Origin of the sequence: Bradyrhizobium sp. Arg816 (genome assembly GCF_029989365.1) — a bacterium.
GTDB lineage: Bacteria > Pseudomonadota > Alphaproteobacteria > Rhizobiales > Xanthobacteraceae > Bradyrhizobium.
On the sequence record NZ_JAPRAQ010000022.1, the window covers coordinates 96,847 to 122,337 of the forward strand.

General features: G+C 64.8%; 24 protein-coding genes, 1 tRNA gene and 1 pseudogene. 11 read left to right on the forward strand and 15 right to left on the reverse strand.

The genetic code is table 11. The annotated features are described in order from the left end of the window. Positions 1–12: 12 nt before the first annotated feature. The 7 genes from OWC48_RS35700 to proB form a co-directional block, all read right to left on the reverse strand. Positions 13–1,368, reverse strand: coding sequence for a S41 family peptidase (locus tag OWC48_RS35700; protein ID WP_014490597.1), 1,356 nt, complete (start codon positions 1,366–1,368; stop codon positions 13–15). Next, positions 1,365–2,702, reverse strand: a complete 1,338-nt coding sequence (locus OWC48_RS35705; protein ID WP_282524228.1) for a murein hydrolase activator EnvC — start codon at positions 2,700–2,702, stop codon at positions 1,365–1,367. The genes OWC48_RS35700 and OWC48_RS35705 overlap by 4 nt, the downstream gene beginning before the upstream one ends. Before the next feature lie 32 nt (positions 2,703–2,734). Then, on the reverse strand, positions 2,735–3,217 hold the full coding sequence (gene rlmH / locus OWC48_RS35710; RefSeq protein ID WP_014490595.1) for a 23S rRNA (pseudouridine(1915)-N(3))-methyltransferase RlmH: 483 nt from the start codon (positions 3,215–3,217) through the stop codon (positions 2,735–2,737). 93 nt (positions 3,218–3,310) lie between these two features. Beyond that, the gene (gene rsfS, locus OWC48_RS35715; RefSeq protein ID WP_282524195.1) at positions 3,311–3,667 is read right to left on the reverse strand and encodes a ribosome silencing factor; all 357 of its coding nucleotides are present in this window, start codon (positions 3,665–3,667) and stop codon (positions 3,311–3,313) included. Between the two features lie 208 nt (positions 3,668–3,875). Continuing rightward, positions 3,876–4,520 carry a nicotinate-nucleotide adenylyltransferase gene (locus OWC48_RS35720; RefSeq protein WP_282524196.1) on the reverse strand — a complete coding sequence of 215 codons (645 nt, stop codon included), beginning with the start codon at positions 4,518–4,520 and terminating at the stop codon, positions 3,876–3,878. Positions 4,521–4,543: 23 nt separating this feature from the next. Next, a complete protein-coding gene (locus OWC48_RS35725; RefSeq protein ID WP_282524197.1) occupies positions 4,544–5,839 on the reverse strand; it encodes a glutamate-5-semialdehyde dehydrogenase in 1,296 nt (431 codons plus the stop codon). 146 nt (positions 5,840–5,985) lie between these two features. Beyond that, complete coding sequence (proB, locus tag OWC48_RS35730) at positions 5,986–7,107, reverse strand: glutamate 5-kinase (RefSeq protein WP_028169669.1); 1,122 nt, start codon at positions 7,105–7,107, stop codon at positions 5,986–5,988. A gap of 196 nt (positions 7,108–7,303) precedes the next feature. Between proB and OWC48_RS35735 the strand changes: the two genes are divergently transcribed. Next, complete coding sequence (locus tag OWC48_RS35735) at positions 7,304–8,269, forward strand: Bug family tripartite tricarboxylate transporter substrate binding protein (RefSeq protein ID WP_282524198.1); 966 nt, start codon at positions 7,304–7,306, stop codon at positions 8,267–8,269. A 133-nt stretch (positions 8,270–8,402) separates the two neighbouring features. On the opposite strand, the gene OWC48_RS35740 is transcribed toward OWC48_RS35735, so the two are convergent. The 3 genes from OWC48_RS35740 to OWC48_RS35750 all read right to left on the reverse strand — a co-directional run bounded on the left by OWC48_RS35740 (position 8,403) and on the right by OWC48_RS35750 (position 11,728). Continuing rightward, the gene (locus OWC48_RS35740) at positions 8,403–10,037 is read right to left on the reverse strand and encodes an alkaline phosphatase family protein (RefSeq protein ID WP_282524199.1); all 1,635 of its coding nucleotides are present in this window, start codon (positions 10,035–10,037) and stop codon (positions 8,403–8,405) included. An 82-nt stretch (positions 10,038–10,119) separates the two neighbouring features. Then, positions 10,120–11,160 carry a GTPase ObgE gene (gene obgE / locus OWC48_RS35745; protein ID WP_282524200.1) on the reverse strand — a complete coding sequence of 347 codons (1,041 nt, stop codon included), beginning with the start codon at positions 11,158–11,160 and terminating at the stop codon, positions 10,120–10,122. An 85-nt stretch (positions 11,161–11,245) separates the two neighbouring features. Then, entirely contained in the window at positions 11,246–11,728 is a 483-nt protein-coding gene (locus tag OWC48_RS35750; protein ID WP_282524201.1) for a MaoC family dehydratase, read from the reverse strand. Between the two features lie 118 nt (positions 11,729–11,846). On the opposite strand from OWC48_RS35750, the gene OWC48_RS35755 reads away from it, so the two are divergent. Continuing rightward, positions 11,847–12,761, forward strand: coding sequence for a DMT family transporter (locus OWC48_RS35755; protein ID WP_282524229.1), 915 nt, complete (start codon positions 11,847–11,849; stop codon positions 12,759–12,761). A 223-nt stretch (positions 12,762–12,984) separates the two neighbouring features. Here OWC48_RS35755 and OWC48_RS35760 read toward each other — a convergent pair whose 3' ends face one another. The 3 genes from OWC48_RS35760 to rplU form a co-directional block, all read right to left on the reverse strand. After that, entirely contained in the window at positions 12,985–13,578 is a 594-nt protein-coding gene (locus OWC48_RS35760; RefSeq protein WP_282524202.1) for a GNAT family N-acetyltransferase, read from the reverse strand. Positions 13,579–13,721: 143 nt separating this feature from the next. Beyond that, positions 13,722–13,991, reverse strand: a complete 270-nt coding sequence (rpmA, locus tag OWC48_RS35765) for a 50S ribosomal protein L27 (protein ID WP_008137923.1) — start codon at positions 13,989–13,991, stop codon at positions 13,722–13,724. Positions 13,992–14,089: 98 nt separating this feature from the next. Beyond that, positions 14,090–14,479: a 50S ribosomal protein L21 gene (rplU, locus tag OWC48_RS35770; RefSeq protein WP_129269769.1), complete on the reverse strand. Its 390-nt coding sequence runs from the start codon at positions 14,477–14,479 to the stop codon at positions 14,090–14,092. Between the two features lie 331 nt (positions 14,480–14,810). Between rplU and OWC48_RS35775 the strand changes: the two genes are divergently transcribed. After that, positions 14,811–15,953, forward strand: coding sequence for an ROK family protein (locus OWC48_RS35775; protein WP_282524203.1), 1,143 nt, complete (start codon positions 14,811–14,813; stop codon positions 15,951–15,953). A gap of 176 nt (positions 15,954–16,129) precedes the next feature. Here the strand turns inward: OWC48_RS35775 and OWC48_RS35780 are convergent, their stop codons facing one another. Continuing rightward, entirely contained in the window at positions 16,130–16,993 is an 864-nt protein-coding gene (locus tag OWC48_RS35780) for an alpha/beta fold hydrolase (protein WP_282524204.1), read from the reverse strand. A 237-nt stretch (positions 16,994–17,230) separates the two neighbouring features. Between OWC48_RS35780 and OWC48_RS35785 the strand changes: the two genes are divergently transcribed. The 8 genes from OWC48_RS35785 (at position 17,231) to OWC48_RS35820 (ending at position 24,560) form a co-directional block, all read left to right on the forward strand. Further along, positions 17,231–17,320 (forward strand) — tRNA-Ser (locus tag OWC48_RS35785). Positions 17,321–17,483: 163 nt separating this feature from the next. Next, complete coding sequence (locus OWC48_RS35790; protein ID WP_282524205.1) at positions 17,484–18,437, forward strand: LysR family transcriptional regulator; 954 nt, start codon at positions 17,484–17,486, stop codon at positions 18,435–18,437. A gap of 142 nt (positions 18,438–18,579) precedes the next feature. Further along, on the forward strand, positions 18,580–20,013 hold the full coding sequence (leuC, locus tag OWC48_RS35795; RefSeq protein WP_306664620.1) for a 3-isopropylmalate dehydratase large subunit: 1,434 nt from the start codon (positions 18,580–18,582) through the stop codon (positions 20,011–20,013). Next, entirely contained in the window at positions 20,014–20,652 is a 639-nt protein-coding gene (gene leuD / locus OWC48_RS35800; protein ID WP_282524206.1) for a 3-isopropylmalate dehydratase small subunit, read from the forward strand. It begins immediately after the preceding gene. A 17-nt stretch (positions 20,653–20,669) separates the two neighbouring features. Then, positions 20,670–21,809, forward strand: coding sequence for a 3-isopropylmalate dehydrogenase (gene leuB, locus OWC48_RS35805; RefSeq protein ID WP_282524207.1), 1,140 nt, complete (start codon positions 20,670–20,672; stop codon positions 21,807–21,809). Further along, positions 21,809–22,858, forward strand: coding sequence for an ABC transporter substrate-binding protein (locus OWC48_RS35810; protein ID WP_282524208.1), 1,050 nt, complete (start codon positions 21,809–21,811; stop codon positions 22,856–22,858). Before leuB ends, OWC48_RS35810 begins: the two co-directional genes overlap by 1 nt. Continuing rightward, positions 22,855–23,688 (forward strand): ABC transporter ATP-binding protein, encoded by an 834-nt coding sequence (locus OWC48_RS35815; RefSeq protein ID WP_282524209.1) that lies wholly within the window; start codon positions 22,855–22,857, stop codon positions 23,686–23,688. Before OWC48_RS35810 ends, OWC48_RS35815 begins: the two co-directional genes overlap by 4 nt. Then, a complete protein-coding gene (locus OWC48_RS35820; RefSeq protein ID WP_028158517.1) occupies positions 23,685–24,560 on the forward strand; it encodes an ABC transporter permease in 876 nt (291 codons plus the stop codon). Before OWC48_RS35815 ends, OWC48_RS35820 begins: the two co-directional genes overlap by 4 nt. A 25-nt stretch (positions 24,561–24,585) precedes the next feature. On the opposite strand, the pseudogene OWC48_RS35825 reads toward OWC48_RS35820, so the two are convergent. After that, positions 24,586–25,471 (reverse strand): annotated as a pseudogene (locus OWC48_RS35825) (LysR family transcriptional regulator). Positions 25,472–25,491: the final 20 nt, after the last annotated feature.

The window sequence follows — 25,491 nt, forward strand, 5'->3', positions numbered from 1 at the left end:
TGACGCGCCGACTTAGTTCGCCGCTTTGGGCTTGTCGGTCGTGGCCTTGTTGTCGCCCGGCGTCGGCGCCGCGGAGGCGCTGTTCTTGATCCCGTGGAGCAGGTCGTCCGCGAGCTTGAGCGCCTTGTCGTCCTTGGCGTCCGGCGGGACGTAGGACTGCGAGCCGGTCTTCTCGTCGCCGTCGTTCTTGAGATGGCCGCGCAGCGAAGCCTCGCCCTTGGTGTCGGTGCGCGACTTCAGCTCGTCCGGCACGTCCTGGAGCACTTCGATGTCGGGCACGATGCCCTTGGCCTGGATCGACTTGCCCGACGGCGTGTAGTAGCGCGCCGTGGTCAGACGCAGTGCGCCGTTGCCCGAGCCGAGCGGAATGATGGTCTGCACCGAGCCCTTGCCGAACGAGCGCGTGCCGACGATGGTCGCGCGCTTGTGGTCCTGCAGCGCGCCGGCGACGATTTCCGACGCCGAGGCCGAACCGCCATTGACCAGCACGATGACAGGCTTGCCCTTGGTCAGGTCGCCCGCATGCGCGGTGCGGCGCTGGGTCTCCTCGGCATTGCGGCCGCGGGTCGAGACGATCTCGCCCTTCTCCAGGAACGAGTCGGAGACCGTCACCGCTTCCTCGAGCAGGCCGCCCGGGTTGTTGCGGAGGTCGATGATGTAGCCCTTCAACTTGTCGCCGATCTGATTCGAGAGGTTGGCAACCTCGCGCTTCAGGCCTTCGGTGGTCTGCTCGTTGAAGGTGGTGATGCGGATATAGGCGATGTCGTCGGCCTCGATGCGCGCGCGCACCGAGCGGACGCGAATGTTGTCACGCACCAGGGTGACGTCGATCGGATTGTCCTGGCCCTTGCGGATGATCTTGAGCTTGATCTTAGTGTTGACCGGACCGCGCATCTTCTCGACCGCCTGGTTCAGGGTCAGGCCCTGCACGGCTTCGTCGTCGAGATTGGTGATGATGTCGTTGGCCATGACGCCGGCGCGCGAAGCGGGGGTGTCGTCGATCGGCGAGACCACCTTGATCAGGCCGTCCTCCATCGTGACCTCGATGCCGAGGCCGCCGAACTCACCGCGGGTCTGCACCTGCATGTCGCGGAAGCTCTTCGCGTCCATGTAGCTCGAATGCGGATCGAGGCCGGTGAGCATGCCGCTGATCGCGGATTCGATCAGCTTGGTGTCATCGGGCTTCTCGACATAGTCCGAGCGCACGCGCTCGAACACATCGCCGAACAGATTGAGCTGGCGATAGGTGTCTGCAGTTGCGGCTCGCGCGCTGGAGCCCATGAAGACCGCGCGCGGCTGGGTCACGAACAGCGTCAGCGCAGCACCGGTGGCCGCGCTGAGGAGGATAACTGAAGTCTTGCGCATCATCCGCGAACCTTCTCGCCTTCATTTGCGGCCCACCATGGGCCTGGATCGATTGGAGTGCCGTCCTTACGGAACTCGACATAGAGCACAGGTTGACTCGCGTTCGTGGCGAGAATGGAGGCGACTTGAGAGGTCGACCCCATGGTCGCGACCGGCTCCCCCGTGAGCACAAACTGACCGATGTTAACCGAAATGTGCTCCATCCCGGCGATCAGGACATGATACCCGCCCCCGGCGTTGAGGATCAAGAGTTGTCCATAGCTGCGGAACGGGCCGGAATAGACAACCCAGCCATCACACGGCGTCGTGACCTGGGAGCCGGGCCGACTTGCCAGCGAAATGCCCTTCTGGACACCGCCGACCCCGTCGGAACCGCCAAAATCCCTGATCTTGTTACCGTTAACCGGCAGCGGCAGGAGCCCCTTGGCCGACGCGAAGGCGATCGCCGGGGTGGTCCGGGACCGGTCCTTGAAAGTGCCCGGACCGGGCTTGGCGCTGGCGGCCGCCTTGGCCTCGGCCTGTTTGGCGGCCTCAGCCGCCTTCTCGGCGGCCTTGGCGGCGCTCTGCAGATCCTGCTCCATCTTGGTGATCAGCCCCTGGAGATCGCCGACCTGCCTGGAGAGCGCGATGGCGCGCGAGTTCTCGGCGTCGAGGTCTTTCTCGCGCGACGCCTGCTGGCGCTGCCGCTCGTCGACCAGGGCGGTGAGCCGGGTCTGGTCGTTGCGGACCTTGTCGCGGTCGGTGGCAAGCTGGTCGCGTTCGGCGGCGATGTTCCTGCGCAAGGCCACGAGCTCGCCGAGGTCGCCCGCGAGCTTCTCGGCGCGGCCGCGCAATTCCGGCACCACGGCGCCGAGCAGCATGGCGGTGCGCAGTGATTGCAGCGCATCCTCGGGCCGCACCAAGAGCGCCGGCGGCGTGCGCCGGCCGGCGCGCTGCAAGGCTGCCAGCACCTCGACGATGTCGGCGCGGCGCGACTCCAGCGAGGTGCGCATCTGTTGCTCGCGACCGTTGAGCGAGCGCAGTCGCGCTTCGGCTTCGTCGATCTTGGTCTCGACGGTCCGCACATTGGCTGCGGTATCGATCAGCTGCTGATTGAGCTGGGTACGGTCCTGGCCGAGCGAGGTGATCTCGGCCTTGAGCTTGGCCTGCGCTTCCTCGGCGCTCTTCTGCCTCGCGCGGGCGGCCTCGAGCTCCTGCTCGCGCTGCTTGATCGCATCGGGCGAGACGGCCGCCGTCTGTGGCGCGGGCGCAATTGTCTGACCTTGCGTCTGACCTTGCGCGAGGCTTGCGCCCGTAACGCCGGCGATCAGCAGCAGGTTGAGGATCGGCGCTCGCATCGCTTTACGCAAAGGTGCTCGTTGTGCGCGCATCACGCGCGGTGATAGGGGTGGCCGGCCAGAATGGTGGCGGCCCGATAAAGCTGTTCCAGAAGCATGACGCGGACCATTTGGTGCGGCCAGGTCGCAGAGCCGAACGCGATCGCGAGCTTGGCCTTACGGCGCAATTCGGGCGAAAGTCCGTCCGCCCCTCCGATCACGAAGATAGTATGTCCGGCACCCTCGTCGCGCCAGCGCCCGAGGTGCCGTGCGAATACGGTGGAGTCGAGATTCTGGCCGCGCTCGTCCAGCGCCACCAGGATCGATTTTTCCGGGATGTGCGCACCGATCGCCGCGGCCTCTTCGGCCATCCTGGTCGCGGTGTCGCGCGCGCGGCTTTCGGGGATTTCGTGGATGGTGAGCTCGCGGAATCCGAGCTTGCGGCCGGCTTCGTCGAACCGCTCGAAATAGCGGTCGGCAAGTTCCCGTTCGGGGCCCTGCTTCAGCCGGCCCACCGCAATGACAGCAACGCGCATGATATCTTCAGGTCGTGTTTCGAGACCGCGCGCAATATGCGCGCGCACGACGCTAGCATGCGCGTCAGCCGATTCGAAATCGGCTCGATGAGCCTAGATCGCCTTCGCCGCCCCTGGGCCCTGCGTGTACAATCTCTCGAGATTGTAGAACTCGCGGACCTCGGGTCTGAACACGTGCACGATCACATCGCCGGAATCGATCAGCACCCAGTCGCAATTGGGCAAGCCCTCGACGTGGATGTTCTTGATGCCGTTTTCCTTGAGGCCCTTGGCGACGTTGTCCGCGATCGCGCCGACGTGCCGGTTCACCCGGCCGGTGGTGACGATCATGTAGTCGGAGTACGCCGATTTGCCGCGAAGGTCGATGGTGACCGTCTCTTCCGCCTTCATGTCGTCGAGGCGGGAGAGGATCAGGCTCAGCGTCTTGTCGGCGTCGGGTTGCGCCTTCAAGGCCGCAGCTTTGGTCGATGTTTTACGCGCCGGTTTCGCTACCTTGGGTAAAACAGACTTGGACAATACAGATGTGGTCAGGGACCATTCCTTTCACTGTATCGCGAACGCCGAATCCGACGCTCACTGGTTACACTACATCATGTGGGGTTAAGGGTTTCAATATGCCAGACAGCCCGAAATCCCCACAACGTTCACACACTCCGTCTCACTTCGGACCTTTCCAGCTCCCGTCCGGGTTCCGCAAGCCGGTCGAGGACAGGTTCAGTTTCAATCCCGTCAGAAAGACCCAGGCCGGCGCCGGGCGATCCGGAAGCAATGCCGCGTCCGTCTCGGGCACGCGGTAACGTGCGAGGGCCTGGGCAGCGGGCGAGGCGAGGGCGCGAAAACTCTGCGGCGGGCGATCGATGACCGCAATCGGCACCTGGTCGGCGATGCGCCGCCAGTGCTGCCAACGATGGAATTGAGCGAGATTGTCGGCGCCCATGATCCAGACAAAGCGCAAGCCACTGAGACGGCGGCGCAGGGTGTTGATCGTGTCTATAGTGTAGCGCGTACGAATGACGGATTCGAGACAGCTCACCTCGATCCTGGGATCGTCGGCAACGTCGCGCGCGGCCTGCATGCGCGCGCCGAGCTCATGCAGCGTGCCGTTCTCCTTCAGCGGATTGCCCGGCGTCACAAGCCACCACACGCGGTCGAGTTGGAGGCGTTTCAGTGCGAACTGGCTGATGGCGCGATGCGCCTCGTGCGGCGGATTGAACGAGCCGCCGAGCAGGCCGATGCGCATGCCTTCGGTGTAGGGCGGAATGGCCTGCGCGAAGAAACGTGGCGCGACGAAATTGTTACTCAATGCCCCACGCCTCGCGACATGACTTACGGCCGCGTCTGACCTGTGCCGTGGACGCGATATTTGAAGCTCGTGAGCTGCTCGGCGCCAACAGGACCACGGGCGTGGAATCGGCCGGTGGCGATGCCGATCTCGGCGCCGAAACCGAACTCGCCGCCATCGGCGAACTGTGTCGAGGCATTGTGCAGCACGATCGCGGAATCGACCTCGCTCAGGAATTTCTTCGCGTTCGCCTCATCCGCGCTCACGATCGCGTCGGTGTGATGCGAGCCGTGGTTCTGGATATGCGCGATCGCGCCGTCGATACCGTCCACCACCTTCGCCGCGATGATCGCGTCGAGATATTCGGTGTCCCAATCATCCTCGTTGGCAGGCTTGACGCGCGCATCGGTCTTCTGCACGGCGTCGTCGCCGCGCACTTCGCAGCCGGCCTCGATCAGCATCTCGACCAGCGGCTTCAGGTTCTTGGCGGCGGCGGCGCGATCGACTAGCAGCGTCTCGGCCGCGCCGCAGACGCCGGTGCGGCGCATCTTGGCGTTGAGTACGATCGACTTCGCCATGGCGAGGTCGGCGCTGGCATCGATATAGACGTGGTTGACGCCTTCGAGATGTGCGAACACGGGCACGCGGGCTTCCTGCTCGACGCGCGCGACGAGGCTCTTGCCTCCGCGCGGCACGATCACGTCGATGGCGCCGTTCAACCCTGACAGCATCATGCCGACCGCCGCGCGGTCGCGCGTCGGCACCAGCGTGATCGCCGCTTCGGGGAGCCCGGCTTCACGCAGGCCCTGCACCAGACATTCATGGATCGCGCGGCACGAACGAAAACTGTCGGAGCCGCCGCGCAGGATCACGGCATTGCCGGATTTCAGGCACAGCACGCCGGCATCCGCCGCAACGTTCGGCCGGCTCTCGAAGATCACGCCGACGACACCGAGCGGCACGCGCACGCGCTCGATGGTCATGCCGTTCGGCCGCTGCCAGCTCTCGGTGACGATGCCAACCGGATCGGCGATGCCGCGCACGATGCCGATGCCCTCGGCCATGGCTTCGACGCGCGCCGGCGTCAGGGTCAGGCGGTCGATGAAGGAGGAGGTGGCATTGCCGGAGGCGCGGGCCTCCGCGACGTCCTCGGCATTGGCGGCAAGGATCGCGGCAGAGTTCGCGCGGATCGCCCGCTCCATGGCTTCGAGCGCCCGGTTCTTCTGCTCCGGCGGCGCCTGCGCCAGCACGCGCGCGGCAGCGCGGGCACGGGCGGCGAGATCGGACATCAGCGCCTGGAGATCGGCGTTGCCGTCGACGGCTTTGAGGGGGGCGGCCATGGGGAGTTCAACCTTCTGCTAAGGCGATGTCCTAGCATGGAAATCCCGCGTCTGCGAAGGGTCGGGAGGGTATGGCTGGTCTCTCCGGCGAGGCGCCGGTTGGGTCATTGGCCCAGCAAATTCAGCGAAAAGGGCCGGCGCGGCCCTTACCCGCCCACCACCAGATCGTCGCGGTGGATCATCTCGGACCTCCCGCTGATGCCCAAGATGGCCATCACGTCCGGGGAGGAGCGGCCCTTGATCCGCTCGGCGACCTCGGCATCGTAGGCGATCAAGCCGCGGCCGACCTCGCTGGTATCAGGACCACGCACAACCACGGCATCGCCGCGGGCGAACTGGCCTTCCACCTTGATCACGCCTGCCGGCAGCAGGCTGGCGCCGGCACGCAGCGCCGTCACGGCGCCGGCATCGATGGTCAGGGTGCCCTTCGGCTCCAGCGTGCCCGCAATCCAGCGCTTGCGCGAGGTGATGGGGTTGGCCGGCGTCAGGAACCAGGTGCAGCGGCCGCCGTCCGCGATCGCCTGCAGGGGATGCTCGATCTTGCCGGAGGCGATCAGCATATGGGTGCCGCCCGTCGTGGCGATCTTCGCGGCCTCGACCTTGGTGCGCATGCCGCCGCGCGACAGCTCGGACTCGGCGTCGCCTGCCACGGCCTCGATCTCCGAGGAAATGCTGTCGACCACGGGAATGAGTTTTGCGTTCGGATTGTTCTTCGGCGGGGCGTCGTAGAGCCCGTCGATGTCGGACAGCAGCACCAGCAAATCGGCGCTCGCCATGGTGGCGACGCGCGCGGCGAGGCGGTCATTGTCGCCGTAGCGGATCTCGTTGGTGGCGACCGTGTCGTTCTCGTTGATGACGGGGATCGCGCGCCATTCCAGCAGCTTGCCGATGGTGGAGCGCGCATTGAGATAGCGGCGGCGCTCCTCGGTGTCCTGGAGCGTCACCAGGATCTGCCCCGCACCGATGCCGTGGGCGCCGAGCACCTCCGACCAGATCCGCGCCAGTGCGATCTGGCCGACGGCGGCGGCGGCCTGGCTCTCCTCCAGCTTCAGCGGGCCGCGCGGCAGCTTGAGGCGGCTGCGGCCGAGTGCGATCGAGCCCGAGGACACCACGAGCACATCGCGTCCTTCGCGATGCAGCTTGGCCATGTCGTCGGCGAGCGCGGCGAGCCAGGAGGCGCGCACCTCGCCCTTGTCGGAATCGACCAGCAGGGCGGAGCCGACCTTGACGACGATGCGGCGGAATTGACTGAGTTCGGGGCTGGCCATGTGAGTATGTGTTGGCGCGTGTGACGAATTGCTCGGGCTCGGGAACGGCGGAGCAAATAAGCGGCGCCGGTTAAGGCCTGCTTTTGCAGCAGGACGATGGCCGGCGCAAGGCGGCGGGCATGGTAAACGGTGCTTGTCCGGGACGCTCGCCTGGCTCTAACTGTTGCCAACTATAACGGGCTCAAAGAGGAAACCGATGGATCGTCGCAACTTCATCGCCGGGTGTCTGGGGTTGCCGCTGTCGGCGCAGGCGGGCGGATCGCAAGCGCAGGCCGGGCTGACAAAGATGATCTTCCCGTTCGCCGCGGGCGCGGGCGGCGACACGCTGTGCCGGCTGATCGCGCAGGAGATGGCGCCGGCGCTGCAGCGGACCATCGTGGTCGAGAACCGTACCGGCGGCGACGGCCTGATCGGTATCAAGGCCGTGAAGGGCGCGAGTGCCGACGGCAGCATGGTGCTGGTGACGACCGGGCCGACCATGTACCTACTGCCGATGGTGGAGACGATTCCGAGCTTCGACACGGCCAAGGATTTTATGCCGGTGTCGCTGTTGGCGCGGTTCGAATTCGCGCTGGTGATCGGTCCGGGGATCGATGCCGCGGATTTCAAGTCATTCGTGGCGTGGCTGAAGGCGCATCCGGACAAGACGTCGTTCGGCGTGCCGAGCAACGGCACCATTCCGCATTTCGCCGGCTCCAAACTGGAGAAGGATCTCGGCATTCCCTTGACCCGCGTGCCCTATCGCGGGAGCGCGCCTATCCTCAACGATCTCATCGGCGGCCATCTGTCGTTCGGCATCGTGACATTGGCCGATGCGCTGCCGCAGCATCGCGCCAAGGGCGTGAAGATCATCGCGGTCGCGAGCGCCGAGCGTTCGCCGTTCGCGCCCGAGGTCCCGACGCTGAGGGAGAGCGGCATCGATCTCGTTGCGGATGCCTGGTACGGCATGTGGCTTCCCGCCGGCAGCCCGCCGGAGTTCGCGAGCAAGCTCGGCGCCGCCGCAAGCGCTGCGCTTGCGAAGCCGGAGGTGAAGGAGAAGCTCACCGCGATCGGGCTGATTCCGGTCGGCAGCACCGCGGATGGGCTGACCAAGGAGCTCGCCGCGAACACGGCGTTCTGGCAGCCGATCGTGAAGGCGACGGGGTACAAGATCGAGAATTGAACGCCGCGCGCTACTCTATCCCCTCATCCTGAGGAGCCGCGGAGCGGCATCTCGAAGGATGAAAGGCCCGGCTGTAGCAGCGGGGCCTTCATGGTTCGAGACGGCGCTTGCGCGCCTCCTCACCATGAGGGTTCTAGAGCTTCGCGCGCTGCGCGATGCCGTCCTTAATCGCCGCAAGCTCGGCTTCGTCCCAGACACCGATCAGGATCCCGCCCTTCACCTGGAGCTGGTTGTCGGCATAGCTCGCGATCTTCTCGCGCGGCGTCGTGATGTGGTCGTTGGGATGCAGCGCCCAGTCGAACAGCTCCGCCTGCAACCGTGCGATGATGCCGGCACACTCCGGATCGTCGCCGCGATCCAAAAACTCTTCCGGATCGGTTTCGAGGTCGTACAGCATCGGGCGGAAGCCGGAGGCGTGGATGTATTTCCAGCGGCCGTCGAACGCCATGAACAAGCGGCAGCGCTCGATCGGCTGGTGCAGCTTCAGCCGGACGTCCTGCATGGCGTAGTCGTATTCGGAGAACGCCACCTTGCGCCAATCGCTCGGTGTCGGCCCGCGCAGCAGCGGCAGCAGCGAACGTCCTTCGAGAATGTGGCCCGGCACCTTGCCGCCGAAATAATCGACGAAGGTCGGCGCGAGATCGATGCCTTCCACCAGCGCGTCGTTGCGCGTGCCGCGCGTGGTGTCAGCTTCCTTCGACGGATCGATGACGATCAGCGGAATTTTCGCCGACTGCTCGTGGAACAGATCCTTCTCGCCCATCCAGTGATCGCCGAGATAGTCGCCGTGATCGGAGGTGAACACGATCATGGTGGTGTCCAGCAGGCCGCGCTCCTCCAAAAACTTCATCAGCACGCCCATCTGGTCGTCGATCTGGGTGATCAGGCCCATATAGGTCGGGATCACCTTCTCGCGGGCCTCGTCGCGCGCCATGTTGCGGGAGTAGCGCATGTCCATGTAGGCGCCGAACACCGGATGCGGATTCTGGCGTTCGCGCGCGGAGCGGATCGCCGGGATCATGTCATCGGTCGAATACATGCTGGCATAGGGCTCGGGCGCGATATAGGGCCAGTGCGGCTTGATGTAGGACAGATGCAGGCACCACGGCCTGCCGTCGGTCTCGGCCTCGCTGATGAAGTCCATCGCGCGCCGCGTCATGTAGGGCGTCTCGGAATGCTCGTCCGGCACGCGCGCGGCCTTGTCGGCATGCACCAGGAGCCAGCCGTTCTGCAGCGAGCCGTCGTCCGCTGCGCCCGAATTGGCCCAATGCTCCCAGGGATTGGTCGCTTCAAAACCTTGCTGGCGCAGATATTCATCGTATTTCGGGCGCGGCCGTCCCGTCGGGTGCAGGCCGTCGTCACGCTCATAAGGCTCGAACCCGCATTCGGCGACGTGCACGCCGATCATCGATTCCGGCGGGATGCCGAGCGCCTTCATGCCCTCGAGGTCGGGCGCCATGTGGGTCTTGCCGACCAGCACGTTGCGCACGCCGATCTTCTTGAGGTGGTCGCCGAGCGTGGGCTCGCCGACGCGCAGCGGCCAGCCGTTCCAGTGCGAGCCGTGCGAGCGCATGTAGCGTCCGGTGTAGAACGACATCCGCGACGGGCCGCAGATCGGCGATTGCACATACGCCTTGCTGAACAGCACGCCACGCTTGGCCATGGCGTCGATGTTGGGCGTTCTCAGCGTGGGATGGCCGGTGCAGCCGAGATAGTCGTAGCGAAGCTGGTCGCACATGATCCAGAGAACGTTCTTCGCGCGCGCCATGCTTCGCCCCTGCCGTTTCTTGATCTTTTGATGCTGCGCTATCGCGCCAGCGAAGACAAGCGGGCCGCGTGAGCGGGTCGGATTACGCCGACCACGGCTCCGCTTCGGCCGCGCTCTTCGCCTTGGCCGATACCGGGGCCTCGCCGATCACTTCGACGAGCGCGCGCAACGCTTCCTTCACGCCGTCGCCGGTGATGCCGGAGAGCAGCAGCGGTGTCTTCTTGGCGGCGCGCTTCAGTCGGTCCTTCTGCTTCTTCAACTCGTCCGGCTCGACCGCGTCGATCTTGTTCAGCGCGACGATCTCGATCTTGTCGGTGAGCAGCCCGCCATAGGCGTCGAGCTCCTTGCGCACGGTCTTGTACGCCTTGCCGGCATGCTCGCAGGTTGCGTCGATCAGATGCAGCAGCACGCGGCAGCGCTCGACATGGCCGAGGAAGCGATCGCCGAGACCTGTGCCTTCATGCGCGCCTTCGATGAGACCCGGAATGTCCGCCAGCACGAATTCGCGACCGTCGGCGTTCACGACGCCGAGCTGCGGATGCAGCGTGGTGAAGGGATAGTCGGCGATCTTGGGCCGCGCCGCGCTGACTTTGGAAAGGAAGGTCGACTTGCCGGCATTGGGCATGCCGACAAGACCGGCATCCGCGATCAGTTTCAGCCGCAGCCAGATCCAGCGCTCCTCGCCGGGCTGGCCGGGATTGGCGTTGCGCGGCGCGCGATTGGTCGAGGACTTGAAATGCGCATTGCCGAAGCCGCCATTGCCGCCCTCGGCCAGCACGAATTTTTCGCCGACATTGGTGAAGTCGTGGATCAGGGTCTCGCGATCCTCATCGAAGATCTGCGTGCCCACGGGCACCTTCAGCACGATCGCCTTGCCGTTGGCGCCATGGCGGTCCGAGCCCGAGCCGTTCTCGCCCTTCTGGGCCTTGAAATGCTGCTGGTAGCGGTAGTCGATCAGCGTGTTGAGGCCGTCGGCGACCTCGATGATCACATTGCCGCCGCGGCCGCCATTGCCGCCGGAAGGACCGCCGAATTCGATGAACTTCTCGCGGCGGAACGCCACGCAGCCGTTCCCGCCGTCACCGGAGCGGATATAGACCTTTGCTTCGTCGAGGAATTTCATGGGCCATAGGTAGGGCAGGCGGTCCCGCGCGGCAACCCGGACTTATCCCTGAATCGGCCGAAATCCTGCGAATTTGGCCCCGTGCTTAACCTGCAGGCCGTCTCCGGATCAGGAATTTCTGCATCCCCTCCAGCACCAGCTCCTTGCGCTGGTTGAATACGGTGCTTTTGAGCGTCACCACGCCGGTCGTGCGACCCGGCACGAGCTCGGTGACCTCGAGCGCGGGATAGATGGTGTCGTCGGCGAACACCGGTTTGAGGAACCGGCTCGATTGCTCGAGGAAGCCGACCAGGGAGTCCTCGACCATGAACGGAAACAGGCCTGCGCCGGGTGCCGTGTGGATCAAGGTCTGGAAGCCATGGGCGAGCAGATGCGGCATGCCGCGGCTGCGGCAATATTCCACGTCGTAATGCACGGGATGGGTGTCGCCGCTCGCGGTCTGGAACGCGGCGAACACCGCCGAGGTCTGGGTGCGGCTCGGCAGCACGAAGCGCTCGCCGACCACGAAATCCTCAAACCAGCGTTGCGCGGGGATCATGCGATGCCGGGTCGGGTCGAAGTCGGTCATGTCCGTGCTCTTTCGTTGGGGAGGCGCCTATCGCTATCGCGCCGCGAAGAGTGCGACAATCCGTTCAATCTGCAGATGCGGGCTTGTCCGGCGCGCCCACGTGATTAAAACGACGCCGATGCCCTTCTTCAAGAATCTCTCCGCCTATGACGATCGCTCCGCGCGCCTTGCCGGCATCGCGCTGATGGTGCTGTCGATCTTCATGTTCTCGTTCGGCGACGCCATGGGCAAGTTCCTGGTCGGGACGTATTCCGTGGGGCAGCTCTTGTTCCTGCGCGCCTGCGCGGCGCTGCTGCTGCTGTCGCCGCTGGTCTGGCGGCAGCGTCACCAGTTCCTGCATCTGGAGCGGCCGGGCCTGCAGCTGTTTCGCGTCGTGCTGTCGACGCTGGAAGTGGCCGCCTTCTTCCTCGCGGCAGTCTATCTGCCGCTCGCCGACGTCATCACCTATTATCTCGCGGGCCCCATTTTCGTCACCGCGATGTCGGCGATCTTTCTGGGCGAGAAGGTCGGCTGGCGGCGCTGGACGGCGATCCTGATCGGCTTCTGCGGCGTGCTGATCGCGCTGCGGCCGTCGGCGCAGACGGTCAGCCTGCCGGCGCTGATTGCGCTCGGCGGCAGTCTGTCGTTTGCGACGCTGATGCTGATCACGCGCAGCCTGCGCAAGACGCCCGACATCGTGATGGCGTCGTCGCAATTCATCGGCACGTTCTCGCTGGGTGCTGTGCTGTCGGCATTCCACTGGGTGCCGCCGACACCGGGCAGCCTCGTGATCTTCGCAATGGCGGGTTGCGTCTCGGTGACGGCGCTGTTCTGCGTCAACCGCTCGCTCAAGCTGGCACCGGCCAGCGTCGTGGTGCCCTACCAATATTCGATGATCGTCTGGGCCGTGATCTTCGGCTTCGTCGTGTTCGGCGACGTGCCGTCGATTGCCACCATCATCGGCGCCGCCATCATCATCGGCGCCGGGTTCTACATTTACCTGCGCGAACGCGATCTCGGCCGCCCGAGCGCTGAGGTCAATCCGCCGGCGTAGCCCTTACCCTCCCCTGGAGGGGGAGGGTCGCGCGCGCGAAGCGCGAGCGGGGTGGGGTGACGGTCTCTCCGCGAAGATGGTGTTTCGGTCGGCAGTGATAGGGTGAGACCATTGCTGTGGCTGCACCCCACCCCGCTGCGCATTCCGCTTCGCTGCATGCGCATCGACCCACGAGCGAGCTACGCTCGTCTCGGACCCCTCCAGGGGAGGGTGTCACCGCGCCCTACCTCATCCGTCGCGCACTGCTCCAGTTCTTCAGCGACGACCACACGCCGCGCGACAGGCGGAAGCAATCGACCGGCGTGGACGAGCCCAGCGCGAGGAAGCGATGCAGCTGGACGCCGCTCCACTGGAAGCCGCACTTCTCCAGCACGTTGCGCGAGGCCGGATTGGTGACGCGCGCGCCCGCATAGAGATTATCCTCCTCGAACTCCTCGAAGAAGAAGTCGATCGCGCCGCGCGCGGCCTCGGTGGCAAAGCCCTGGCCCCAATGCTCGACGCCGAGCCAGTAGCCGAGCTCGGCATTGTCGGGCGTGGAGCGGTCGATGCCGACGATGCCGACCGGCCCGGTGTCGTGCTCGATCAGGAACACGGTCTCGCTGCCGAGCGCGGCGGTGGCGCGGACGAATTCGACGGCGTCGTCCTGCGAATAGGGGTGGGGAAGGCGGCGGGTGTTTTCCGCGACACGGCGGTCGTTGGCGAGGTGGGCGATGGTCCTGACGTCGGCGAGAGTCGGGCGCCGCAACGTCAGCCGCTCGGTGGCGACGACATCAGGTCTCGCCTCCCGCAAGGTCGCGCTCGAGAAATCCTGCAACATGTCCGGCTCCGTCAAAGTCACTAAGTGAAAAGTGAGCAAGTCAAACGAAAGGGGAGGCCGGTTTCCCTGCCTCCCCTGGAGCCGTCTTGTGGACTCCGCCGGTTCGGTCAAGGACCCGGCGGACTCCAAATTTGGTCCACCGTCTATTCAGCCGCCTCGGCGAGCGGGAGCACCGATACGAAGGTGCGGCCGTTGGCTTTGGCCTGGAACGTGACGCGACCCTCGATCTTGGCGAACAGAGTGTGGTCCGTGCCCATGCCGACATTGAGGCCGGGATGCCAAGTGGTGCCGCGCTGACGCGCAATGATGTTGCCGGGAATCACAACTTCCCCGCCGAACGCCTTGATGCCGAGGCGCTTACCCTTGGAATCGCGACCGTTGCGCGATGAACCGCCTGCTTTTTTGTGAGCCATAGCTCGTCTCCGAAATCCTACGTAGTTCTAGGTCAATTCCTTGACGGAATCATTTCAAAATCTGTCACGCATCAATTCGTGAATTGGCGTGATCGATTTTATGCGGCGTCGGCTTCCTTGTCGGCTTCCTTCGCGACCTTCTCCCGCTTCGGACGCGGGCCCTTGGTGGGCTTGGCGCCGTCCGTCAGGATCTCGGAGATGCGGAGGACCGTAATCTCGTCGCGATAGCCGCGCTTGCGGCGCGAATTCTTGCGGCGGCGCTTCTTGAACGCGATGACCTTGGGTCCGCGCTTGTGGTCAAGCACCTCGACCGCAACGGACGCACCGGCGACCGTCGGAATGCCCAGGACCGGCGTGTCGCCGCCGACCACCAGAACTTCATTCAGCTGTATGATCGAGCCGACTTCGCCTTCGATCTTGCCTACTTCGAGAACATCATCCGGCACGACGCGGTATTGCTTGCCGCCGGTTTTGATGACTGCGAACATCGTTTTTTCTCCGTGTTCAAATCCCGGCCTCGCGACGAGAATCGTCCGGGCCGGCTTTTTGTCAGTCGCTATGGGTTTATGCGCGTTTTGTGCGGGCGGGAGTTATCCCTTTGAAAACCCACGCAAAAACAAACAGCGCGAGAAACGCCCCGCGCCGGTTGTGGGACTTATAGCCGCCGGACGCTGCAAGTCAAGGAAAACCACCGGAAACGGCCCGGATTTGAAGGATTTGGCATCTTCCCGGCCCTCCGGCGAATCTGCAGCCGGTTTGCAACTTACGGGTTCCCGCGCCGTTATCCCGCTCGAATTGGCACACGGGCAAGGGCTTTCCATGGCAACGGACGAGTTGGTCAAGACGACGGGCATCGCGCTCCACGGCGCCGAGCGGCTGCCCTCGGTGAACGTCGACAGTTTCAACATCGAGATGAAGGACGAGGACGGCTTCCTCGGCGACCGCGCCAGCAAGGGCGCGTTTCGCGAGATCCTCGAGCGCTGGCGCAAGCCCTTGCGCAAGACCGGGGAGGACCCGTTCGGCAAGGAGCCCTCGGAAAACATCAGCAAGAAGACGCTGGACGCCATCCTGGTCGGCGACGACACCGAGGCCTGGGCCGTGGTGCATAGCGCCATCGAGGACTTTGCCCAGGAGCTCGCTTACGTCACCCGTCGCTTCCTCAAGAGCAAGGCCTGGGCCAAGACCGAGCGCATCGTCGTCGGCGGCGGCTTCCGCGATTCCCGGCTCGGCGAGCTCGCGATCGCGCGCACCGAGATCATCCTCAAGGCCGAGGACTTCAAGATCGACATGGTGCCGATCCGCCATCACCCCGACGAAGCCGGCCTGCTCGGCACGCTGCATCTGGCGCCGTCATGGATCTTCGAGGCCCATGACAGCATCCTCGCCGTCGACATCGGCGGCACCAACATCCGCTGCGGCCTGGTGGAGACCGGCTGGAAGAAGGCCAAGGACCTCTCGAAGGCCAAGGTCGTGAAATCCGAGCTGTGGCGTCATGCCGATGACGAGCCGACCCGCGAGGGCGCGGTGAAGCGGCTCATCAAGATGCTGAAGGGGCTGATCACCGAGGCCGAGAAAGAGGGCTTCAAGCTCGCGCCGTTCATCGGCATCGCCTGTCCCGGCGTTATCAACGCGGACGGCTCGATCGAGAAGGGCGCACAGAACCTGCCGGGCAATTGGGAGAGCAGCAAGTTCAACCTGCCGGCGAGCCTGATCGAGGGCATCCCCGTGATCGGCGAGCACGACACCGCGATCCTGATGCACAATGACGGCGTGGTTCAGGGCCTCTCCGAGGTGCCGTTCATGCAGGACGTCGATCGCTGGGGCGTGCTGACCATCGGCACCGGGCTCGGCAATGCCCGCTTCACCAACCGCCGCAAGGACAACGGCAACGGAAAAGACCGGGATTTGACTGAGAACGGCAAGAAAAAGGGCAAGGAAAGCAGCAAGAACGACAAGGAGTAACCTTGACTGGTTAGGTTAAGGACCGGATTGCGTTGCAGCGCACAGGACACTCGCTACGGTCGAATCGTCGCCTCACCCTGGCCGGCGAAGCCGCCCTTCCCAGCCAGTATTTCAATGAGCGGCACGGGACCGCCAGTGTTTACCGCGTCTGGCGGTCCCACCCCTGATTTTAGGGCTTAGCTCCAGCCAATCCGCTGAAAGAACGCCGCGATCTCCGCGGCTGCGCGATCCGGATCTTCCCGATGCGGGAAGTGGCCGACGCCCGGAAACATCGCGAGATCGAGATCGCCAAACGTCTCGCCGAGACGATCGGTCCAGGCATAGGGAAACAGCGGGTCGTGCTCGGCCCAGCGCACGCAGGTCGGCACGTCGATCGGCGGCAGTTTCGGCGCCTCGCCCTTCATCATCGCGACCCGCCCGGCATGCGAGGCGCGATAATGCGCAAATCCGCCGGCGAGATTGCCTTCTCTGAAGAAATTGTCGGCGAAGGCGTCGAGAACATCGTCGAAGGCGCTCTTCTGATGCGCCCAGCCCTTGAGGAAGTGACCGATATAGAGCCGGCAGCTGTCGCGGCTCGCGCCGACGAGCGCCGGAGCCAGCTCCATCTGGTGGAAGGACTGATACCAGATGTGGTTGAGCCTATCCGGCGCCGCCATGCGCGGCCCGATGCCGGGATAGACGAAGTCGAAGAAAAACAGCCCCGCGAGCCGCTCGGGCTGCTGCCGGGCCAAAGGCTGCATCACGGCGCCGCCGACATCGTGGCCGACCACGGCGAATCGGTCGATGCCGAGCCCCTCCATCAGCGCCAGCATGTCGTCCGCATGGCCGTCCGGCCCAAAAGGCCCGTCCGGCTTGTCGCTGTCGCCGAAGCCGCGCAGATCGGGCGCGATCAGCATGAATCGGTCCGAAAGCCTGGACATCACCGGCTCCCAGGTCAGCCAGAATTCCGGCCAGCCATGCAGCAAAAGCAGCGGTTTGCCGCTGCCAGCGCGGACCAGGTGCAAATCGGCACCATTGGCCTTGATCGTGAGATGCTCCACGGCAGTTCCTCCCGGCGGTGAGAGCGTTTTCGAGCGAAGTGGACACCGGTTCGCGTCAGGAAAACGCGTCAAAACAAGAATCCGGAGCTCCGTTCCGATTCACCGGAGCGGAAACGGCTCCAGGGCAGGGGCTGAAAGAGGCAGCGGATTTTCCCCTTTCGCGCCTTGTCTGGCCCGCCATCCTCGCCTATTAACGCCCCCAACCACAGGGGCCCTGCTCCTACCATGGCGCCTTCAGGAGAGGTGGCAGAGTGGTTGAATGCACCGCACTCGAAATGCGGCATAGGTGCAAGCCTATCGGGGGTTCGAATCCCTCCCTCTCCGCCATATCAAAACGGCTTTGAGAAAGCCCCGCCAAAAGAAGACAGCCTCTTTGCATCGCAGCCTCTGGTGTCGTCCTAGGGGATCGCAATCTGACACCGCACTTGCGACCGGCCGCCAAGCTTCTCCACAATGCCCCCTCGTGACGACCCGCCCGAGGACCCTCCGGATGACCACCAAAATCGACCTCCTCACGCTGCAACTCTTCGTGGCGATCGTCGAGGAGCAGAGCATTGCGAAGGCGGCGGAGAAGAAGAACATTGCCGCGTCCGCGGTCAGCCGCCGCGTCTCGGATATCGAGGACCTGTTTCAGGTCGAGCTGCTGCATCGTCATTCGAAAGGGATCGAGCCCACACCTGCCGGCTTCGCCCTGCTCGAGCACGCCCGCATCATCCTCGGCAACCTCAGCAAGCTCGAGAGCGAGCTGACGGGATACCGGCAGGGCAAGCGCGGGCTGATCCGGATCTGTGCCAACAAGTCCGCGATCCTCGAAGCTCTCGCCGACGAGCTCAGCCTGTTCCTGGAGCGGCATCCGCTGGTCCACATCGACATCGAGGAGGATCTCAGCCCCGCGATCGTGCGCGCGGTGGTGGAGAACCGGGCCGACATCGGCATTTTCGGCGGCAACATCGACGGACAGGATCTGGAGCTGCTGTCCTATCGCAGCGACAGCCTGGTCGCGCTGGTCACGCGCGACCACCCGCTGGCGGGCCAAAGCAGCGTTCGCTTCCGCGAGCTGGTCGATTTCGACTTCGTCAGCCTGGAGAAGGGCAGCTCGATCGAGACGCTGTGCGTCAGGGCCGCCGCGGCGCTCGGGCAGCACCTCAAGGTGCGCATCCGCGTCAGCAGTTTCGATGCGCTGTTCCGCGTCGTCGATGCCAGGATGGGGGTCGGTGTCGTGCCGCTGGAGATCGTTCGCGACCGCTACGGCGTCGACAGTCTCGTCACCGTCCCGCTCGACGAGTCCTGGGCGCGCCGCGACCTGGTCATCGGCGTGCGCGATTACAAGTCTCTGCCTTCGGTGACGAAGCTGCTGGTGGAGCATTTGCGGACCCATGACGATGCCCGTCTCGCCACGAGCGGCGTCTCCGACCGGCTGACGGTCGTGCGCGGCCGAAGCTGACATCGCTTCTGCCGACGGCCTGCCATCGCCGGCCGCGATGGCTCCCTGCCCAACCGTCACTGCACATTTCCGCGACGGACTTCTATCCTGCTTCCCAACATCGCTGTCGGTCGGCATGATCGACGGCAACACGGCACATCAGATGCCGAACAGGGGAGGACGGATCGTGGACACGCGTGGTCGCACGCTGCTGGCCAAAATCTGGGACCAGCATGTCATCGCCCACATCAGCGATGATACCGATCTGCTTCATGTGGATCGCCATTTTCTGCATGACCTCGGCGGCTCCGCCGGCCTGATCAACCTCAAAAGCCGCAACATTCCGGTCCACAATCCCGAACTGACCTTCGCCACGCCGGATCATGCGATTTCGACGGCGTCCGGGCGTGCCGGCACGATCAAGACCGGGTGGGAGCTGCTGGCGGCGTTGCGGACCGAGACATCGGCAAGCAACATCCGGTTGTTCGACCTCGACCAGCCCGGGCAGGGCATCGTCCATGTCATCGGCCCGGAGCTCGGTCTCAGCCTGCCCGGCTGCCTGATCGTCTGCGGCGACAGCCACACCTGCACCCATGGCGGGCTCGGCGCGCTCGCCTTCGGCATCGGCTCCAGCGAGCTCACGCATGTGCTGGCGACCCAGACCATCATCCAGCGCCGGCCCAAAACCATGCGCGTGACATTCGACGGCCGGCTGCCGTTCGGCGTGACGGCGAAGGATCTCATCCTCGCCTTGATCGGCCATGTCGGCGCCGCCGGCGGCACCGGCTATGCCGTCGAATATGCCGGCAGTGCGATCAGGGACATGCCGATCGAAGGGCGGCTCACCATCTGCAATCTGTCGGTCGAGCTCGGCGCCAAGATGGGGCTGATCGCGCCGGATGAGGCGACGTTCGCCTATATCCGCGGCCGTCCCTACGCGCCGCAAGGCGAGATGTGGGACCGGGCCGTCGCGGCGTGGCGGACGCTTCGGAGCGACAGCGACGCAATGTTCGATCGCGAAGTGTCGATCGACGTCGGCACCATCATCCCCCAGATCACCTGGGGCACCAGTCCCGAACATGTCCTCGGTGTCGATGGCCGCATCCCGGATCCCGCCGACATCGCCGATCCGGCGCGCCGCGGCGCGATCGAGATCGCGCTCGACTATATGGGCCTGAAGCCCGGTGCGCCGATCGCCGGCACGCCGGTGGATTGGGTCTTCATCGGCTCCTGCACCAACAGCCGCCTCAGCGATCTGCGCGCCGCGGCCGAAGTCGCGCGCGGCCGCAAGGTTGCGCCGGGTGTGCGGGCCTGGGTCGTGCCGGGGTCGGAGACCGTCAGGCGCGATGCAATGGCCGAAGGGCTCGACAAGATCTTCATCGACGCGGGCTTTGAATGGCGCGAGCCCGGATGCTCGATGTGCCTTGCCGCCAACGGTGAAACCGTGCCGCCCGGCCAGCGCTCGGTATCGACGTCGAACCGGAATTTCGTCGGCCGCCAAGGGCCGCGTGCCCGCACCCATCTGGCAAGTCCGGCCATGGCCGTGGCGGCGGCGGTGTCCGGCGCCATCGCCGACGTCCGAACGATGGAGCGCTAGATGCCGCAAGCCTTCACCAAACTGACCGCGACGGCGGCGCCGATCATGCGCACCAATGTCGATACGGACGTCATCATCAGCATCAACCGCATGATCGGAAATTCCGTCCGCGGCAATCTCGGCAAATGGGCGTTCGGTTCGCTCCGCTATTTGCCCGATGGCTCGGACAATCCGGAGTTCATCCTCAATCGCGAGCCTTATCGCGCGGCGGAAATCCTGGTCACGGGGCCGAATTTCGGCTGCGGCTCGTCGCGGGAGGCGGCGGTGTGGTCGCTGCAGGAAATGGGCATCCGCGCCATCATCGGATCCGGTTTCGGCGACATCTTCTTCGCCAACTGCTTCCAGAACGGCATCCTGCCTGTGGTGCTGGACAAAGCCGTCATCGACGGTCTCGCCGCGGAGATCGAAGCGAGCCAGGGCGCGGGACGTGTCAGTGTCGACCTGCAGGAGCAGACCGTCACCTCGCCATCGGGTGTGCGGCACGTCTTCGAGATCGATCCGCGCCGGCGCGCGGGTCTGCTCGAAGGCCTCGACGAGATTTCGCTGACGTTGCGGCGGGACCACGAGATCCGCGCATTCCAGGCATCCGACCGCGACGCGCGGCCGTGGATTCACTTTGCAGGACATCAGGCAGGATAATCGGCAGGGCAATTGGCATGAACACGCTCTCGAACATGATCAAGGTCGCCGTGGTCGGCGGTGAAGGCATCGGTCCTGAAGTGACCGACCAGTCCCATCGCATTCTCAAATGGTTTTCGGCGAGGCGCAGCATTCCCGTGGCTCTGCGCGAAGCGCAATACGGTCTCATCCCCTATCTCGCGACGGGCAAGGTGTTGCCCGATGACACCGTCGAAGCGATGGAGGAGGCCGACGCTATACTCTGGGGTGCGACGGGTGGTCCTGAGACCACTGAGGTCCCTCCGGCGGCGCGCAAGGCGGGAAGCCTGCTGTCGCTGCGCAGCAAGTACGACCTCTATGCCAATCTCCGGCCCATCGTCGCCAATCCGGCGCTGGCGGATTCCGCGCCGCTCAAGGCCGCGGTGCTGAAGGATGTCGACTTCATCATCATCCGCGAGCTCACCAGCGGCATTTATTTCGGCGAGCCGCGCGGCATCGAAACGCTGCCCGATGGTCAGCGCCGCGGTTTCAACACGCAGCAATACACCACCAGCCAGATTCGCCGGGTGGCGCGAACCGCGTTCGAACTGGCGCGGACGCGCAAGGGCCGGGTCTGCTCCGTCGACAAGGCCAATGTGCTGGAAACCAGCGTGCTGTGGCGCGAGGAGGTCACCGCGCTGCACGAGGCGGAATTCTCCGATGTGGAGTTGACGCACCTCTATGTCGACAACGCCGCGATGCAGATCGTGCGGGCGCCGTCGCAGTTCGACGTCATGGTGACCTGCAACATCTTCGGCGACATTCTCTCCGATTGCGCCGCGATGGCGTCGGGCTCGCTCGGCATGCTGCCGTCGGTCTCGCTCGGGCCGCCGGACCGGCTCGGCCGCCGCAAGGCGCTCTATGAACCGGTCCATGGCAGCGCGCCCGACATTGCGGGCAAGGGCATCGCCAATCCGCTCGGCTCGATCCTCAGCGTCGCGATGATGTTGCGCATCACCCTCAATCGGCCCGATGATGCCGTGCTGCTGGAGAAGGCCGTGGATACGGCGCTGGCTGCCGGCGCAAGAACGGCCGATATCGCCGAAGCCGGCGCAAAAAGACTTTCGACCCAGGAGATGGGCGATGCGGTTCTGAACGCGCTCGACAAGGTCGTCGGCAAGGAGAGGGAGCACGCGTGATGAGGAATCGGGTCACCAGACGGGCCGCGTTGACGATCGTCGCCGGCGCCGGTGCGTCCATGGCGGCAGGTCGGGCGTGGGCGGATACGCCGTCGGGCCGCGTGATCTATCCGGTGGCCATTCCGGTCTATCAGTCTCAATTCGTCGCCGACCGGGCCGGGTTCTTCAAGGAGGCCGGCCTCGACTGCAAGCTGATCCAGGGCGGCAGCGGCGTGAAGACGCGCGAGATCATCGCTTCGTCCCAGGGCGATATCGGTATCGGCGACATCACCCACCCGATGCAACTCAGCAATCACGGCCGCAGCGCGCGCGTCCTGATGCCGGTCGATACCCGCAGCAACGCCGCGATCTTCATCATCCGCAAGGATCTGTTCGATCAGGGCATCACCACCCTGGAGGCGCTGGCGAAGTGGAAACGGCCCGATGGACGAAAGCCGATCGTTTCGGTGTCGTCACTGGGCGGCACCAACCACGTCTGGGCCTCCTACTACATGGAAACCATGGGGCTGGACGACAAGGTGACCTGGATCGGCACCGGCAATGTCGACACCATGATGGGCACGTTGAAGACGAAGCAGGTCGATGTTCTCATCAACTCGCCATCGATCCTGAAGGATTCGGTGGAGCAGGGCTGGGGTGCGCTGTTGTTCGATGGAACGGACGAGGCGGTCTGGACCAAGTATATCGGCGGCAAGGTCCCGGTGACGTCTCATTTCACGTTGCAGGCGAACATCGACAAGGACCCGGCGAAGATGCAGGCGTTCGTCACGGCGCTGTGGCGCGCCACCCTTTGGATCAAGGGGCACTCTCCCGAAGAGATCTATGACATGATCGAGCCTTACGTCGGAAGCACGTCGCGCGATGCGAATATTTTCGACAGCGGCGTCATGAAGAAGGTCACCGATTACGAAGGCATCATCGATGCCGCCAGCTTCGCGCGCGGTCAGAAGGTCTGGTTTCGTGAAATGACCGGCATCAAGCCGCTCGCGATGGCCGACGTCGTCAACACCAGCTTCATCGAAGCGGCACGCAAGGCCTATCCGGCTTGACGATCCAGGCTTTACACACGCCGCACGTCGATGCGCCGCCTGACACGCGGCGCATCGACGTGCGCGGTTTGTGCAAGACCTTCCAGCTGGCGGGTGCCGCCATCGAGGCCGTACGCGACGTCTCCTTCAATGTCCGGCGCGGCGAATTCGTCGCCCTGCTGGGGCCATCCGGCTCGGGCAAGAGCACCGTCCTCAACATGATCGCAACCCTGGTCAAGCCGACCAGCGGTCAGATCCTGATTGATGGTACGGCCGTCGTCCCCGGACAGGCGACGCCCAATGTCGGCTATGTGTTCCAGCGCGACACCCTGTTTCCCTGGCGCACCGTCGCTGACAACATCGGTTACGGCCTCGAACTGGCGGGTGTCCCGGCAGCGGAGCGAAAGGATCGGGTCCGTGCCTGCTTGACGCAAGCCGGGCTGCAGGATTTCGACAATGCCTATCCCTCGGCGCTGTCGGGCGGCATGCGCCAGCGCGCCGCCTTGATGCGAACGCTGGTCGTCGAGCCGCAGGTTCTGTTGATGGACGAGCCGTTCGGCGCGCTCGACACCCACACCAAGATCGACATGCACGATGTGCTGCTGCGCATCTGGGAACGGGAAAAGCAGACCGTGCTGTTCGTGACCCATGATCTCGGCGAGGCCCTGACGCTCGCAGACCGCATCATTCTGTTTTCCGCGCGGCCCGGCCGGATCAAGGAGAGTTTCGAGGTGGATTTCGCCCGCCCGCGCAATGCGGTGAAGATCCGGGAAACGCCGCGCTATGCCGAGCTGTTCCAGCTGATCTGGCACTCGCTCGGCGAGGAATTCATCAAGGGCCGCAAGCCATGAGGCGCGCGCGCCGCCCCGGCAGAACGCTGGCCTGGCAGATGTTGATCTGCGTCGGCTTCCTGTCGATCTGGCAGTGGGGGTACGATCTGCACGGCCGCCTTCCCTGGCTGGTGCCCGATCTGCTCGACCCCTATTTCGTGTCCAAGCCGTCCGACATCTTCGAGCATTTCCTGATCCTGAGCTGCCTCAAGTCGAAGCTCGGCGTGTTCAACGGCTGGTTCAATGGCGAATTCGCCCGCTGCATGGCGCGATCGGAGAACAATCTCTGGATCGCGACCGCCGTCACCCTGAAGAACACGTTCTTCGGGTTCGTCACCGGCGTCAGCAGCGGCTTCGCCGCGGGCCTCGTGCTGGGCCGTTCGGACCGGCTCAGCGCGATCTTCCAGCCGTTCATCACGGCGGTGAATTCGATCCCCCGCATCGCGCTGGCGCCGATCATCGTGCTGGCCTTCGGCATCGGCGATACCTCGAAGATCGTCACGTCATGGATCGTGGTCGTCTTCCTCGTGTTCTTCAATACGTTCGAAGGGGCGCGCTCGATCGACGAGGGCTTTGTCAACGCGGCGCGGCTGCTCGGTGCCAGCGAGTGGCAGATCACCCGCACGGTGGTCATCCCTTCGACCATGGCCTGGGTCTTTGCCTCGCTGACGCCTGCGATCTCATTCGCCCTGATCGGCGTGATCGTCGGCGAGTTCATCGGTGCGGAACGAGGAATCGGGCGCCTGATCATCGAGTCCGAGGCGCGGGCGGAGGCGTCGGGAATGATGGTCGCCGTCGTGGTGCTGATGCTGGTCGGCGTTGCGCTGTCCGCGTTGATCTGGCGATTGCAGGCCTATCTGTTGCGCTGGCAGCAGCATAATCTCGCGGAGTAGCCCGGGCAGCGGCCTGCGGCGTTGATTACGACCCCGCCAGCACCATCCGAGCCGTCGCCACAAACGCGTGCGCCGCCGGCGACAGCGTCCGTCCCTGACGCTGCAGCAGCGACACCGGGCGGGTGATCGCCGGGCGTATCAGCGGTCTTGCGATCAGCGTCGGGAATTGATCGGCCGGCAGCATCGTCGCGGGGAGGATAGCGAGGCCGAGGCCCTGGGCGGTCATGGCGAGCGCGGTGTTGATCAGCGTGACCTCATAGGTTGGAGAAAGGTGCTTGCCCTGCGCGCCGAGTGCTTGGTCGATCTGCATGCGGATTCGCGTCTCGCGCCGCATCGCGATGGTCGGGAGCTGCGCCAGCTCATCCCATGTCAGCGCGCGCCGCGCGGCGAAGTCTGCGGTACGACGGCCGATTGCGCTCAGCCTGCCGCGGGTCAGCGTCTCGATTGTCATCTCCGCGAATTCACCCTCGACGCTGCCGATCGCGAACTCGGCATCGGTTGCGATCAGGCGCGGAACGAGGTCGTCGGCGGCGACGTCGCGCATGTCGATGTCGATCTCGGGATGGCCTGCGCGGAATTTCGCGAGAACCTGCGGCAGCAGTGCCGAAGCGGCACCCGCCGACGCGACGAACGCGACGCGGCCGGCACGCGCCTGCGCGAGGTCATGCATGCGCCGCGACAGGCCCAGCGCATCGCTCAACATGCGCTCGGCGGCGTGAAAGGCCTCGTCGGCGGCCAGTGTCGGGTGCACCGAACGCGTGGAGCGGTCGAACAGTTTGACGCACTTCGAGCTGTTGAACCAGGAGGCTCGCCGCCGATTGCGTGATGCCCAGCTCGCGCGCGGCCCGCGTGATGCTGCGCGTGCGATACACGGCAGTGAAGGCCCGCAATTGCCGCAAGGTGACATTCATAGGTAAAGCTCATGAATTGA

Bases quoted from the DNA above. Each gene is read 5' to 3' on its own strand.
- OWC48_RS35700 (WP_014490597.1), bottom strand. From the start codon at position 1,368: ATGATGCGCAAGACTTCAGTTATCCTCCTCAGCGCGGCCACCGGTGCT.
- OWC48_RS35705 (WP_282524228.1), bottom strand. From the start codon at position 2,702: ATGCGAGCGCCGATCCTCAACCTGCTGCTGATCGCCGGCGTTACGGGC.
- rlmH (WP_014490595.1), bottom strand. From the start codon at position 3,217: ATGCGCGTTGCTGTCATTGCGGTGGGCCGGCTGAAGCAGGGCCCCGAA.
- OWC48_RS35725 (WP_282524197.1), bottom strand. From the start codon at position 5,839: ATGGCCGCCCCCCTCAAAGCCGTCGACGGCAACGCCGATCTCCAGGCG.
- proB (WP_028169669.1), bottom strand. From the start codon at position 7,107: ATGGCCAGCCCCGAACTCAGTCAATTCCGCCGCATCGTCGTCAAGGTC.
- OWC48_RS35735 (WP_282524198.1), top strand. From the start codon at position 7,304: ATGGATCGTCGCAACTTCATCGCCGGGTGTCTGGGGTTGCCGCTGTCG.
- OWC48_RS35740 (WP_282524199.1), bottom strand. From the start codon at position 10,037: ATGGCGCGCGCGAAGAACGTTCTCTGGATCATGTGCGACCAGCTTCGC.
- obgE (WP_282524200.1), bottom strand. From the start codon at position 11,160: ATGAAATTCCTCGACGAAGCAAAGGTCTATATCCGCTCCGGTGACGGC.
- OWC48_RS35750 (WP_282524201.1), bottom strand. From the start codon at position 11,728: ATGACCGACTTCGACCCGACCCGGCATCGCATGATCCCCGCGCAACGC.
- OWC48_RS35755 (WP_282524229.1), top strand. From the start codon at position 11,847: ATGCCCTTCTTCAAGAATCTCTCCGCCTATGACGATCGCTCCGCGCGC.
- OWC48_RS35760 (WP_282524202.1), bottom strand. From the start codon at position 13,578: ATGTTGCAGGATTTCTCGAGCGCGACCTTGCGGGAGGCGAGACCTGAT.
- rpmA (WP_008137923.1), bottom strand. From the start codon at position 13,991: ATGGCTCACAAAAAAGCAGGCGGTTCATCGCGCAACGGTCGCGATTCC.
- rplU (WP_129269769.1), bottom strand. From the start codon at position 14,479: ATGTTCGCAGTCATCAAAACCGGCGGCAAGCAATACCGCGTCGTGCCG.
- OWC48_RS35775 (WP_282524203.1), top strand. From the start codon at position 14,811: ATGGCAACGGACGAGTTGGTCAAGACGACGGGCATCGCGCTCCACGGC.
- OWC48_RS35790 (WP_282524205.1), top strand. From the start codon at position 17,484: ATGACCACCAAAATCGACCTCCTCACGCTGCAACTCTTCGTGGCGATC.
- leuC (WP_306664620.1), top strand. From the start codon at position 18,580: ATGCCGAACAGGGGAGGACGGATCGTGGACACGCGTGGTCGCACGCTG.
- leuD (WP_282524206.1), top strand. From the start codon at position 20,014: ATGCCGCAAGCCTTCACCAAACTGACCGCGACGGCGGCGCCGATCATG.
- leuB (WP_282524207.1), top strand. From the start codon at position 20,670: ATGAACACGCTCTCGAACATGATCAAGGTCGCCGTGGTCGGCGGTGAA.
- OWC48_RS35810 (WP_282524208.1), top strand. From the start codon at position 21,809: ATGAGGAATCGGGTCACCAGACGGGCCGCGTTGACGATCGTCGCCGGC.
- OWC48_RS35820 (WP_028158517.1), top strand. From the start codon at position 23,685: ATGAGGCGCGCGCGCCGCCCCGGCAGAACGCTGGCCTGGCAGATGTTG.